The organism is Owenweeksia hongkongensis DSM 17368 (assembly GCF_000236705.1).
Taxonomy (GTDB): Bacteria; Bacteroidota; Bacteroidia; order Flavobacteriales; family Schleiferiaceae; genus Owenweeksia; species Owenweeksia hongkongensis.
On record NC_016599.1, the window covers coordinates 2,527,327 to 2,540,464 of the forward strand.

Below are 13,138 nucleotides of genomic sequence, written 5' to 3' on the forward strand. Positions count from 1 at the left end.
CTCTATTGGTTTGTTTACACTTATGTATTTTACACATAAATAATTTTGTCATCTTTACGTAGTAAGCAATCCATAGTTTGCTCAACCATTATTAATACCTCAACCGATGAAAATTTTTTTAGCCTTATTTCTAATCCCTGTCTTCTTTGCTCCTAGCCTATACAGCCAAACCCTTACAGATAGTCTTAAAGCTCATTACCCATTTGACAATAATCTTAGGGATGTAACACAGTACGGAAACAACCTAATGGTAAATGGCGGCATCAGCCCCTACATTTTGGTCGCGGGAAAGGACTCTGCTCTAAGTTTTAATGGTAACGATCGACTAACGTCTACCTCTACTTTTGACGCTTCATCATTTACTGAAATGGCCATTTCTGTTTGGATTAAAACCTCCCACCTGACCACTACTTCTGATCAACTTATACTTCAAGGAGCAAATATTGGTTTTGGTTTGGGCATACAGCCAGTCACCGGTAAATTGTTTGCTTCTTTTGATGGTTCCACAGCTGGCTCCCGAATCTCCACAAGCTCCGTGGTAGATAGCATTTGGCACAATATTGTAATGCAATCCAATGGCACTTCCACCAGTCTTTATCTTGATGGTGTATTTGATGGTAGCGTAAATGAAATCTTATACCCTTCTACAGGAGGTACTGATAATTTAATTTACGTGGGTGCTTCTACATTTAATACCCGAACTTTTACTGGGGTCATTAATGACCTTAGAATCTACAACCGGTTACTTAGCACAAGCGAAATTCAAACTCTTTATACTAACTCATTATCTGTTTCAAAGGTATACGCTGGCCAAACCGTTACTTTCTCGGTGTTCCCAAACCCTACTACCAATGGCAGCTTTTCCATAATAGGGGAAAATTTAGAACCTGGATCAACTATAGAAATTACGGATATCACCGGCCAAATAGTGTTTCAGGATTTATGGCCTTCGAGTAAACAATACCAAGTTGAGCCTGCATTAAAATCCGGCATCTATATCATTAGTGCTATCGAAAATGGGGAAGTTAGGGCTTCAAGAAAATTAGTTGTTCAGTAAACCTTTGGCACCCTTGCACAGCCTTTGTGTCTTATTAAGACTAACTCAATATATTTAAATTACTTAGAGTGAAGCTCATTCCACCCTCACCTTCTTCACAAAAAACTCTTCCAACTCAGATAGCGTTTGCGAATTCGTTTCTATGTCTTTTACGATTTCACCATGATCAAGAATCACAATACGCTGGCAAAATTCCGTAACATGCCCTAAATCATGACTGGAAATAAGCATGGTAATGTCGGTTTCTGCGTCCAGCTTTTTCAACTGGTCGCGCAGCTGGTATTGGGTAGACGGATCCAAATTGGCAAAGGGCTCATCGAGTATCAAAACTTGTGGGTTTCCGATAAGGGCACCCACAATACCTACCTTCTTTTGGTTTCCCTTGCTCAAGTCGCGAATGTACTTTTTGCGACCACGCACCTCTCCTTTAAAAAAGTCTTCATAGCCATCCAAAAATGCACTTAGCAGTGAGGCATCTATATTATGAAGCTTGGCAATAAACGTGAAATACTCATCAGGGGTGAGGTAATCGATAAGGAAACCTTCGTCAATAAAACTACCCGTAAAGTTCTTCCAACTTTCATCGGTTGCCACCGGAATATTGTTGATCAAAACCTCTCCACCATCCGGTTGGATTAAATCTAAAAGGCAGCGATAAAGTGTGGTTTTACCCGCTCCATTATTTCCCACCAAACCAAACGATTTACCTGCCTCAATATTCAGCTCCGGAATGTTGAGAACAGTCTCTCCGTTGTAGGATTTTTTAAGGTTTTGAACTCTTAGAATTTCTGGCATATTATTTCTGTGTTTCAATTAAGCTTCTCTAAACCCTGCTGCGTTTCGATACTTCTTTTCTTTAAAATTCTTGCTGATTTCTTTAAACCAATATTTGCTGAAAGCTAAGCTCAATAGGCCAGCTCCTGCCATTGTGGCCAGTCCATAATAAGGTTTATCAAAAATATTGAACGCCTGAAAAATAAGGATGGGCAGCACCAAAAGTGGAATAGCCACCAAAAACTGAACAGCACTTGTACCTTGATAATTAAAAGGCGAGCCTTTGGTCAGGTCTATTCTTTTCTTTTGATAGGTACTGGCAAAAAGCAGAACAAAACTATTGACTCCAATATTGTAAATAAAGCTAGCCGTATTAATCCACAAAGCATCCCAAGTAAAATAAATGTAGGCCAGAGAAATTACGTAGGTAATAACGCTACTGGAAACCAATAGCCAGAACTTAGCCCTAAAGAAAGATTCCATGGGATAGGCTCGCGTAAGGATTCCATCGAAATAAGCGCTTTCCCAACCTAACATAAACTGGCCATAGTTAATCATAAAAATGCCTGTTAAAAAAATACCCACAAACACTAGCCACCCCATGCCAGAATACTGCTCAGGTTGTGTATAAAATATTAACCCATAAGCACCAAAAAGTGCAGTTATAATCAAAATGCTCTTGGTGCGCTTATTTCGTAAAATCAGCTTTAGCTCATTGGCCATCATTGTACCAATTGCACCTTTTGATTCCAAATAATCAAAATTTTGAGTGGATACGTTTCCGTCCTGTTTTTTCCATTTATCAATGTGGCTATTGGCCAAAAGAAAACGAAAGTTTACCATATAAACACCAAACACAACAGCCAAGACCACCAATGCAAACCACCAAGACCCCAAATTGCCAAACACAATGCCTGACCAGTCGTTTAAGGAAATCCACCCGAAAGCATTGGCCACAAAAACCAAGGCTACGATTGCCGCAAAAGCGATAAAAACCATCTGTTTTACTGCCGCAACTCTTTTGATATAAATGGCTAAAAAGTGATTTACCATTACCAACAAACACATTGTGACAAGCCAAGTAATACCGCCTGCCATACCTAGCTCAGGCATCGCCCCCCGAAAGGCAAAAGGCACAATAAAAAGTAATGGAAAAAGATTGAAGAAATTGAATATACTGCTTCCCAATAGGTAATTTATAACCTTACTCTTTTTGATTGGCTGAAGCAAATAATGCTGAACCGTAAGTACATTTAGGTCTTGCAAGAAGAAGCGCATCGCCAAATCTACCAGCACGTAATACAGTACAAATTGCCCAAATATTGGCGTGATAAGACTGGCTGCGGGGTTTGTTTCCTTTATTATTTCTGGCAACAAAAAGCCTAAGGCTAAAAAAGAGAGGCCAAAGTAAATCACTAAAAATCCGATAAGAATTTTCACCCCCCATCCTTGCGAAAAGGCTTTAGCACGTAGGGCTTTTTTGAACTGCTGCCGAAATAAAGTTGCGTACATTCTTAGGTTTAAAAGGTTTAAGGATAATGGATAAAGTACTTTCTGATAGGATGCAATTTAAGATTTTAGGGAAACTACATACACCTAAATTTTGGTCACTCAAAATCAGACTCATTATTTTCTAAATTAGATTTCCAAATCAAACTTTAACAAAATGAATAAACTAAACTATCCCCATCACCTTTCATGCTTCTTATTTTTCTCCCTATTTTTTTCCTTTACCACCTTTAGTCAAAGCTCCAATAGCCTCTCTTTTGATGGCTCAAATGATATAGTTACAGTACCTAATGCTTCCGCTCATATAGCCAACTCTACCTCTGGAATTAGCCTTAGCTGCTGGGTGTACGCAACCAATCCATCTCCAAACTATCCAAATTTTGACGGAATAGCTGGATTCAGAAATGATGCTTCTTGCGACTTCTACCTCCTCCACCTCTCTGCAACCACAGTAGAGGCTAGGTTTAGAAATAGCTCAGGAACGGACTACACCCCTGTGATTACCGGTTTTCAGATAAACACATGGCAACATTTGGTAATGACCTATGATGGCAGCACCATAAAAACTTACCTAAACGGAGTGGCAAATGCTTCTATGCCCGCGAGTGGCTCTATCTCGTTGTCAAGCGAATCTCTGCATATTGGATATCTACCCTTTTCTCCTACCAACTTCCAGTTGGGAGGAAAGCTAGACGAAATAGGCCTTTGGAACAAAGCCTTAACACAATCTGAAATTAGTTGCATGTACACTAATGGTCATGATAACTCAAGCCCCAATCTTAAACTCTTCTACAAATGTGACCAAGGCAGCCCTGGAGGAAGCAATACAACAATCACAAAACTCATTGACGACAAAGGAAATATAGATGGCAACTTGAGTGGATTTAGCATGAGCGGATCAAGCTCCAATTTTGTTCAAGGAAAAGTATTGGGAAGCACGGTTTCAGCTACTATTTGCAAAGGTGACAGCGTTCAGTTTGGCAATGATTATTACAAAAATGCAGGTATTTACTCTGCTACTTTTCCAACTTCTGGATCGTGTGACTCAATTGTGCAACTAACCCTAAACATCGACTCGCTGGATACCGATGTTATTTGGTCAAACCCAACTACCTTGTTCGCCAAACTAGGTGGTGCGAATTACCAATGGATGAATTGTGATGATAAACAAATCATTCCAGGCGCGGTTCTTCAAACCTATTCGCCCACCCAAGGAGGCAACTATGCCGTGATACTCACCAAAAATGGTTGCACCGATACGTCAGCTTGTGAGTTTACTGATATAGGACTTACTGAAAATAACCTTTCGCAGCTTAGCGTTTTTCCAAACCCCACAAAAGGAAGATTCACCTTTTCTCAAGGAATGGATACCGAAGCAGGAACCTTATTTGTGATAAACCCAGCGGGTAAAATAGTCACGCAGATTGAAGTAGAAAATCAAGCCGAAACCGTAATTGACCTCAATCTACCAACGGGAGTTTATACTCTAAACTTTAGGAGAAACGATGGAAAAACAGGCTCTTCCAATCTTGTGGTGACGCCTTAGCGGAAATAATTTAGAGAGCATAAAAAAAGTGAGCCGTTTCAGCAACAGCTCACCTTTATCTTTTTATAGAAGTCTTTTTACTCTAAAAGAAAGTCTGTCCTTCTCTTGCCATTTTTCTCAGCAATGGACTGCAACGGTAGCGATCTTCCCCATACTCAGTTTGCATTCTATCCAAAGTATCCACACAATGTTGGATACCTTTTTCATCGGCCCATTTCAAAAGTCCTTTTGGGTAATTCACACCTTTGGTCATGGCCAAATCAATGTCTTCGCGGCTGGCAATATTTAAATACAAAGCATCTGCAGCTTCGTTAATAAGCATCACCAAAATTCTCCAAAGGATGTTTTCTCCCATTTCCTGATTAGTGCTTGGTTCTGGCTTTTCGGCACCTTCGCTATAATCATAAAAACCACGACCAGTTTTTCGTCCAAGCCAACCTGCTTCTACCAACCGCTTCTGTGAGAAATTTGGTCGGTAGCGCTGATCGTAATAAAACGCCTCAAACACACTTTCGGTAACGGCATAATTCACATCATGACCAATAAAATCCATAAGTGTAAATGGTCCCATACGAAAACCTCCTAACTCGGTCATGGCCCAATCGATAGTTGCCGGATCTGCAAATCCTTCTTCATAAATACGCACGGCCTCACCATAAAATGGACGAGCGACACGGTTTACGATAAAGCCAGGCGTGTCTTTTGCCAAAACGGTTACTTTTCCCCAGAGGTCAATTATTTCTCTTGCCTTTTTTGTTGTTTCCACAGAAGTGGACACCGCAGGAATAATCTCTACCAATGGCATCAAAGGTGCCGGATTAAAGAAGTGAATTCCGATTACTCGATCCGCCTTTTTTACAGAAGAACCAATGCTGGCAATAGAAAGTGACGAAGTATTGGACGCCAAAATTGCATCCTCAGCAACAATGCCTTCCAACTCCTGAAAAATGGCTTTCTTAATTTCAATGTTTTCAATTACCGCTTCAATGACCAAACCGGCATCTTTCAAATCGGCCATATTTGACGTATAGCTGATGCGCCCAACAATCTCCTTGTCCTCACCTTCAGCTAGTCGACCTTTCTCTACCAAGCGAGCCAATATCTTTTCATGTCCAGCCTTGGCTTTATCTAGTGCTGCCTCAAACTTATCGGTTAGATAAACTTCGTGACCTTTTTGCGCAGCTACTTGCGCTATTCCGGCACCCATGGCGCCAGCTCCTATTATTGCTATTTTCATTGTGTAGTTAACTTGTTAAGTCGTGGACTTGTTAATTAGTAAAAAAGTCCGTTTCAATTTTCTTTTCGTTTTTTGAGATAGGAGATATAGCCATTTAGCAAAGCAAGAATGGTATTATAATGCTTCTCATAATTTTCCAGCTGTTCTTGGGCAATGTACCTACAATCCAAAGCAGTGATTAAATGGTCTAAAGTTTCTTCCAAAGATCCTCTGGCAACCCTACAATACCGAATGTTTTCTTGATAGTGATACCTTCCATGTCCTTCAGCTATAGCAGCTGTAATACCTCGTGAACTCCGTACAAGTTGATCAACTAACCTATAATTTTCTTCAACAGGAAATGACTTGGATAACTCAAACATCAGATTGCGAAATACTCTCGCCTCCTTCCAGCAGTTCAAATCTCTAAAGCTTTGCATCTCTCTTAGTTGATTCGTTAAATGGTATACTGGTTAATTAGTGAAAGAGGGGGACGTTTATTTTGAATCAATAAACCTCTTATTTACGTTCCCACTAATTAACAAATCTACTAATCCACCAATTAACTACTCCCCCTTAAACTCCGGTCTTCTCTTTTCTAAAAATGCTTTCGTTCCCTCAGCATAATCATAGCTCTGTCCACACTCCGTTTGGTACTTATCCTCCAGTGCCAATTGGTCTTCCAGATTATTAAGCGAAGAAGCATTGAGTAATTTCTTAGTTGCCGCCAAAGCTTTGGTTGGCATGTTGCTCAGTGTTTGAGCAATTTTCATCGACTCTTCCGCAAAGGTTTCATCGCTAAAAACTTTGTAAATCATACCCATGCGCTCGGCATCCATAGCCGAAACTTTGTCGCCTATCATCATTAATGCAGAAGCTTTTTGCATTCCTATCAATCTCGGCAAAGTAAAGGTACCACCGCTATCAGGTATCAATCCGATTTTTGAAAATGCCTGAATAAAGCTTGCAGACTCTGTTGCTACGCACACATCTGCTGCCAAAGCGATATTGGCTCCAGCACCTGCTGCCACACCGTTTACAGCTGCTACCACGGGCAGGTCAATGTTTCTGATTGCTCCTACAATTGGATTATAATGTTCCGTTACGATTTTGGTCAACTCAGGGCCATTGGGATCGGTAGCTTCTGCTAAATCTTGCCCCGCACAAAATGCCTTGCCATTTCCCGTAAGGTAAATGCAGCGATTGCTGGGATCAGCTGAGGCTTTCTTCAGTTCATCTTGAAGAGCCAAAGCCATTTCACGCACAAAGCTGTTATACTTATCCGGACGATTGAGGTTTATTTTTAAGACTTTATCAATCTTTTCTACTTGTATAAAATCTGACATGTTTTCTGGTTTTGGCCCAAAAGTAAAAAGAAAGGGTGGGGAAAGGACAAAACCACTTGCCTGATTTACTCCAAAGCTGAAGGGTCTGTTTGTATTACGAAATCCTTAATTTTATCAGTATAGTTGGCCTTACTTACAATTTTCCCGTCAGGGGCTATCAAAATAAAAGAGGGAAAAGCATCAACATTGTAAAGCTGTACCATTCCTCCACTACCATTTTCCTCCCATGCATGCAGCCAATCCATTCCATGCTCCTCGATTAACTCATCAAAAGCTTCGCGCTTTGATTTCACCGCAATGGAAATTATTTCAAAAGGTTCCTCCTTTAGTTCTTCATGCAGTTTTACTAAGTCTGGAATTCCTTTAACACACGGACTGCACCATGTGCCCCAAAAATCAAGTAACACATACTTAGCTTGAAGGTCGCTGAGCTTCATTTCTTTCCCTGTATCCATTACTTCAAATTCGAAATCCGGGGCATAAAACCCAACAGTAGGACTGATGCTATCCTTTTCAAGATCTACCTTATCCAAAACAAGCTCCATGTTGGCCCTATCAAAATGACTTATTTCATACCAATCTCCAAAGTAATTTACCCTATCGCCCCGTTTGGCTTTTTCCCATTCGTGGGTCTTGATCTCATTGTTCAATTGAGTTTTTGTGCTTACCGTAAACGTACTAAAGTCAACCTTAGATGGTGTTACAACAAAGGTTTCATCCCCAAAAATACCTTCAGAATATATTGGGAACGTGTAAGCAAGGTATTTTCCGTGTTTTTCTGATTCATTCGAGAAGGTCATAAAAGGAACGCTATCTCTCACTATCCTATTATTTACGAATAATTCATACTGCATATAAGGAACTTTCTTAATAGTAGATTCCAGACGCTTGACTACCGCGCCCTTTAATGGCTTATAAGATTCTTCATCCGAAAAGTCACCATCGGCATCCGTATCCACCATATATTCTACTTTCCCATTATTTTTCTGCCGGTAGATTAGTGTACTAAAACAAGCAATTGGTTCTGAAGAATACTTGTTGCCTGCGGTATCAAGACCCATTTTTTGAAAGAGATCCGTAAATGTAGAATCTGTAATATTCCCTTCCTTATAATTCTGAAATATGAATTGGTTTCTTTGGAACAGAATATCTTTCCTATAGTATTCATTCCAATCTTTTGGAATTCCCGTTAGCTTAGTGTTTGATATTGCCCAAGAGTTCGTTTTAGGCTGTTTAAAATAGGCGAAGCCCCAACCACCCGGGTAGCCATCTTTCCCAGCTTTCATCTCGGTTTTTACCCTAACCGTTTCTGATTGCGAAAAAGCGAAGGTTCCAAATAAGCAAAAGATTGCAATGATGATAGTTCTCATAAAAAGGGTTTTAAACCTCAATTATAAGACTTTTTAGACTACCTGTTTTTTTGATGAAAATATGTTTACCCAAGTGACATCTCACTTTGCTTAGGCCAAACTAAATACATTTAAAATAATCAAATGGCTCTTTACAGTCCTCACACTTATACAGGGATTTACAGGCTGTGGAGCCAAATTGGCTTATCATGGAGGTGTTGGTGGATTTACACTTGGGGCAAGTCACTTGCTTGGCTTTTCCAAATAAAACAGACTTATCGGCAGAGCTTCCTTCGGGTGGGGCAATGCCAAATTCCTGAAGTTTTTTCTTGCCATTTTCGGTCATCCAATCGGTAGTCCATGCAGGGGAAAGAATAGTTTTTACTTCGATTGTCTCTAGGCCTTCTTCCTTTAGCTTTTTGCGAATATTCTCTTCGATTTCATTCATAGCCGGGCATCCACTATAAGTAGGAGTGATGGTTACAATGGGATGGTCATGATTAATATCTACATGCCGCACCACACCCAAATCCACTACAGAGAGTACTGGAATTTCAGGATCGGAAACATCCTCTAGCCATTGCCATATTTGATTTTCGCTTAACACCATGATTCTTATAGTTCAAATACCGTGCAAAGGTAGCCCTTTAAGGGCGCAATATTATTTGTAATCGCCTATAAGAAGGAGCAGCAAAACATACCGGCACCACTGTGTTTCTACCTACAACTAATTCTTCCAAAGAAAGTGACTTGCACAACTCATCGGGAACATCTGTGGCAGTGCCACAATAAGCTACATTGAGCACCAGCAATTTTTGGCACCCAGCCAGCTCAGCCGGGATTTCTTCTAAATCATTACGCTCTAAATCCAGAATTTCTAGTTTTTCTAAATATTCAACCCCTAAAGGGAATTTCTTCAAATCATTAAAACTTAAGTAGAGATACTTTAAATTTTTGAGCAGCATTATTTCTTGTGGCAACTCTGTCAAGTTATTATAGGCCAGATTTAACGACTCCAGGCTCTCCAATTGTCCAATTTCCTTTGGCAAGGTTTTCAGATTATTGTGATGAAGGGAAAGCCTTTTTAATTTTTTAAGATTCCCTATTTCAGGAGGCAATGAGTCCAAGTGATTATTGCTCAACACCAGTTCTTCAAGTGAGTCCAGCATGCCTATTTCGGGGGGAATACTGTACAGATTACACTTAAAAACTCGCAGTTCTTTCAAATTGGCCAAGCGTGCAATATCTGGAGGTAGAACGCCAATCTTCTTTCGGTAGAGCACCAGTTTCTCTGTATTCTCTGCATCACGGTATGCTGAGTCAAGACTGTTATATGTCTTCATTTTACAGCCAGCAAGGAGAGCTATAGAACCTATTAATATCCAAGAGAAAAGTGACTTCATATTATATATACAGACCGCCAATTTAGTTTTAGTTGCAAGCTTTTGAAACCATTCTTTAAACTTACGGAAATTGCGAGCTGTATAAGCCTCCAACAAAAAAGGTCGAACCTAATTGGATCGACCTTTTTTAAAATTATACAAGCTTAGTTTACCAACTTGCCTCTGGGTACATTCTTGGCAAGTGCTGCATTTCGGCTAGCAAAAACCCGAGGTATTCGGTATGCTCTCCTTGCTTGCCTCCACTCTGAAACCAGTCAGCTTCTGGCTTTTCTAAAGTAGCCATGTCCAATATCATGCTTACTTTTTCGTGCCAGTCAGCTTTAATTTTATTTAAATCTGCACCAATTCCGGCTTTTAGCATCGCTTCGTCTATGGCGTCCATGGTAAACATTTCGCCTGACCATTCCCAAAGGTCATTGATGGCATTTTGGATACGCTCATGACTTTCTTCTGTTCCATCACCTAAGCGAATCACCCACTCAGCACTCCATTGGGCATGGTATGTGATTTCTTTAATCGCCTTTTGCGCTACAGCGCGAATGTGATCATCCTTGCTGTTTAGTAATTCGGTGTACAAAAAGTAATTGTAGGTATCAAAAAGAAACTGGCGGGCTATTGTTTTCCCCCAATCGCCATTCTCTAGTTCCAGCAACAATAAGTTGTTATACTCTGTCACATCTCTAAAGAATGCCATTTTATCTTCAGTAGACTCGCTTCCTTTTAGTTCAGCCGCATACTGCATTAGCATTCGGGCTTGACCTAGCTGATCCAAAGCAATGTTTGAAAGAGCGATATCCTGCTCTAAAATAGGACCATGACCACACCACTCAGCTAATCGTTGACCAAGTATCAAAGCGTTGTCTCCAAGGCGCAGTGTATATTGTAATAATTCGTTTTGCAAAACTTTACTTCTTTAACCGTTTGTTCTCGATTCCGCTCGAACTGACGTTTTTATATGTCACCCGAAGCGAAACCACAAACATTAAACTTAAAATGCCAAAGGCTACATGTGTCCCACTTCGTCCGGGATATCGTAAAATGTAGGGTGACGATATACCTTGTCATCTGCTGGAGTAAACAATGGCTCGCTCTCATCCGGGCTGCTGGCAGTGATTGATTCTGAAGGAACCACCCAAATGCTGATACCCTCACTTCTGCGAGTGTAAACATCGCGGGCATTTTTTATCGCCATTTCGGCATCAGGAGCATGAAGGCTTCCTACATGTTTATGACTCAAACCATTGCGGGAGCGGATAAACACTTCCCAAATTTTCCAATTGTCTTTATTGCTCATAAAATCTCTACTATCTTTATTATTTCAACTCTTCGCTGGAGCGCATATCTATGAAATTGGTAACAATCAACTTCTCTTTGTCAAAATGATAAACCACCCTATAATAACTATATGGAAAGCTGTAACTACCTTGAGTAGGTCCAATCCTTGTTCCAATTTCAGGGTTTCTTGCCAGCTTCTTTACTATTCCATTTAGCTTGTCAAAAAATTGTGTTGCATGCTTTCCTTCCCAATTTTCCAGAAGATATAAAAGAACCTTGTTCAGCTTTGCTTGAGCTAAGCTTTCCCAGTATATTTCCCTATATCCTTCCAAATATGCTCCATCACTTTATCATGAGGAATCAAGTTTTCCGGATTCTTAGAGCGCTCATATCCCTCATTAATTTCACGTATCTCTTTTTCTGAAAACAAAGCCTGTTCTGCCATTGAAGCATCATTTGCAACTACTCTGGCCTCGTAACTTGCCAGCTCTTCTCGAAGTTGAACCAAGATAGTTTCATCCGCTTCATTCTCCAAAATGTAGTTGACTTTCTTCAGTATTTCTTTCTTTACAGAACTCACGCTGCGCTACTTTTCTTCTTTCTTCTTTCGGCTTCTTTTTCTGCGTAAGCATTGGCTGCTTCACGTACCCATGCACCATCGTCATGCGCTTTGTTTCGGGCTATAAGACGTTGCTTATTGCACTTTCCGTTACCTTTTATCACATTGTAAAACTCCTCCCAGTCAATTTCGCCATGCTCATAATGACCAGTTTCTTCGTTCCATTTCAAGTCTTTATCAGGAATAGTAAGACCTAAAAACTCAGCCTGAGGAACCGTTTTATCAATAAACTCCTGACGAAGCTCATCATTTGATTTACGTTTAATCTTCCACTTCATACTCTGGGCAGAGTTTGGCGAAGCATCATCAGTAGGGCCAAACATCATTAGCGATGGCCACCACCAGCGGTTAAGCGCATCTTGTGCCATTTGCTTTTGAACCGGACTGCCCTGAGCCAAAGTCATGGTAATTTCATACCCCTGACGTTGGTGAAAGCTTTCTTCTTTACAAATCTTAACCATTGCACGAGCATATGGGCCATATGATGTACGGCATAGCATCACCTGATTGGCAATTGCTGCACCATCTACCAACCAACCAATAGCGCCTATATCGGCCCAGGTTGGGGTAGGATAATTAAATATGCTTGAGTATTTCGCCTTTCCGCTAAGGAGGTCCTCTACCATATCCATGCGGTCGGCTGCTAAAGTTTCAGCTGCAGAATATAGATATAAACCGTGGCCAGCTTCATCCTGCACTTTGGCAAGTAGAGCAACTTTTCTTCTCAAAGAAGGTGCTCTTGTAATCCAGTTTGCCTCGGGCAACATACCTACTACTTCTGAGTGGGCGTGCTGGCTTATTTGGCGAATTAGTGTTTTTCGATACTTCTCCGGCATCCAATCTTTTGGCTCCACCTTGTTTTCTGCATCTACATATTGCTGAAAACGTTCTTCCAAATTCATTTCTTTCGTCATTGTCACACGGATATTAGTGATTTACAAAGATAGGGTGCAAATATTACACTTCCATACTTAGCATAAAAAGGCTTGCGCAAGGTTTCTTTAAACAATATTGAGCCATTACGTAAGGGGGTAGTATATTTGC

General features: G+C 40.5%; 15 protein-coding genes. 2 read left to right on the forward strand and 13 right to left on the reverse strand.

The window, feature by feature from the left end:
• Window positions 1–106 precede the first annotated feature (106 nt).
• The gene (locus tag OWEHO_RS11120) at window positions 107–1,057 is read left to right on the forward strand and encodes a LamG-like jellyroll fold domain-containing protein (protein WP_014202575.1); all 951 of its coding nucleotides are present in this window, start codon (window positions 107–109) and stop codon (window positions 1,055–1,057) included.
• A 75-nt stretch (window positions 1,058–1,132) separates the two neighbouring features.
• Here OWEHO_RS11120 and OWEHO_RS11125 read toward each other — a convergent pair whose 3' ends face one another.
• On the reverse strand, window positions 1,133–1,843 hold the full coding sequence (locus OWEHO_RS11125) for an ABC transporter ATP-binding protein (RefSeq protein ID WP_041628200.1): 711 nt from the start codon (window positions 1,841–1,843) through the stop codon (window positions 1,133–1,135).
• Window positions 1,844–1,870: 27 nt separating this feature from the next.
• Window positions 1,871–3,343: a DUF5687 family protein gene (locus tag OWEHO_RS11130; protein ID WP_014202577.1), complete on the reverse strand. Its 1,473-nt coding sequence runs from the start codon at window positions 3,341–3,343 to the stop codon at window positions 1,871–1,873.
• A 154-nt stretch (window positions 3,344–3,497) separates the two neighbouring features.
• Here OWEHO_RS11130 and OWEHO_RS11135 point away from each other — a divergent pair, with 154 nt between their 5' ends.
• Window positions 3,498–4,886: a LamG-like jellyroll fold domain-containing protein gene (locus OWEHO_RS11135; RefSeq protein ID WP_014202578.1), complete on the forward strand. Its 1,389-nt coding sequence runs from the start codon at window positions 3,498–3,500 to the stop codon at window positions 4,884–4,886.
• An 82-nt stretch (window positions 4,887–4,968) separates the two neighbouring features.
• Here the strand turns inward: OWEHO_RS11135 and OWEHO_RS11140 are convergent, their stop codons facing one another.
• The 11 genes from OWEHO_RS11140 to paaA form a co-directional block, all read right to left on the reverse strand.
• Window positions 4,969–6,123 carry a 3-hydroxyacyl-CoA dehydrogenase NAD-binding domain-containing protein gene (locus tag OWEHO_RS11140; protein WP_014202579.1) on the reverse strand — a complete coding sequence of 385 codons (1,155 nt, stop codon included), beginning with the start codon at window positions 6,121–6,123 and terminating at the stop codon, window positions 4,969–4,971.
• A 53-nt stretch (window positions 6,124–6,176) separates the two neighbouring features.
• The gene (locus OWEHO_RS11145; RefSeq protein ID WP_014202580.1) at window positions 6,177–6,542 is read right to left on the reverse strand and encodes a four helix bundle protein; all 366 of its coding nucleotides are present in this window, start codon (window positions 6,540–6,542) and stop codon (window positions 6,177–6,179) included.
• Window positions 6,543–6,668: 126 nt separating this feature from the next.
• Window positions 6,669–7,448: an enoyl-CoA hydratase-related protein gene (locus OWEHO_RS11150; RefSeq protein WP_014202581.1), complete on the reverse strand. Its 780-nt coding sequence runs from the start codon at window positions 7,446–7,448 to the stop codon at window positions 6,669–6,671.
• A 65-nt stretch (window positions 7,449–7,513) separates the two neighbouring features.
• Window positions 7,514–8,818 carry a TlpA family protein disulfide reductase gene (locus tag OWEHO_RS11155; RefSeq protein ID WP_014202582.1) on the reverse strand — a complete coding sequence of 435 codons (1,305 nt, stop codon included), beginning with the start codon at window positions 8,816–8,818 and terminating at the stop codon, window positions 7,514–7,516.
• Between the two features lie 100 nt (window positions 8,819–8,918).
• Window positions 8,919–9,407: a 1,2-phenylacetyl-CoA epoxidase subunit PaaD gene (gene paaD, locus OWEHO_RS11160; RefSeq protein ID WP_014202583.1), complete on the reverse strand. Its 489-nt coding sequence runs from the start codon at window positions 9,405–9,407 to the stop codon at window positions 8,919–8,921.
• Window positions 9,408–9,444: 37 nt separating this feature from the next.
• Window positions 9,445–10,293, reverse strand: a complete 849-nt coding sequence (locus OWEHO_RS11165; protein ID WP_223252684.1) for a leucine-rich repeat domain-containing protein — start codon at window positions 10,291–10,293, stop codon at window positions 9,445–9,447.
• Between the two features lie 55 nt (window positions 10,294–10,348).
• A complete protein-coding gene (gene paaC, locus OWEHO_RS11170; protein ID WP_014202585.1) occupies window positions 10,349–11,101 on the reverse strand; it encodes a 1,2-phenylacetyl-CoA epoxidase subunit PaaC in 753 nt (250 codons plus the stop codon).
• A 102-nt stretch (window positions 11,102–11,203) separates the two neighbouring features.
• Window positions 11,204–11,494 carry a 1,2-phenylacetyl-CoA epoxidase subunit PaaB gene (paaB, locus tag OWEHO_RS11175; protein ID WP_014202586.1) on the reverse strand — a complete coding sequence of 97 codons (291 nt, stop codon included), beginning with the start codon at window positions 11,492–11,494 and terminating at the stop codon, window positions 11,204–11,206.
• A 19-nt stretch (window positions 11,495–11,513) separates the two neighbouring features.
• A complete protein-coding gene (locus OWEHO_RS11180) occupies window positions 11,514–11,807 on the reverse strand; it encodes a type II toxin-antitoxin system RelE/ParE family toxin (RefSeq protein ID WP_014202587.1) in 294 nt (97 codons plus the stop codon).
• A complete protein-coding gene (locus tag OWEHO_RS11185) occupies window positions 11,771–12,055 on the reverse strand; it encodes a hypothetical protein (RefSeq protein WP_014202588.1) in 285 nt (94 codons plus the stop codon). The genes OWEHO_RS11180 and OWEHO_RS11185 overlap by 37 nt, the downstream gene beginning before the upstream one ends.
• A complete protein-coding gene (gene paaA, locus OWEHO_RS11190; RefSeq protein WP_014202589.1) occupies window positions 12,052–13,008 on the reverse strand; it encodes a 1,2-phenylacetyl-CoA epoxidase subunit PaaA in 957 nt (318 codons plus the stop codon). The genes OWEHO_RS11185 and paaA overlap by 4 nt, the downstream gene beginning before the upstream one ends.
• Window positions 13,009–13,138 lie beyond the last annotated feature (130 nt).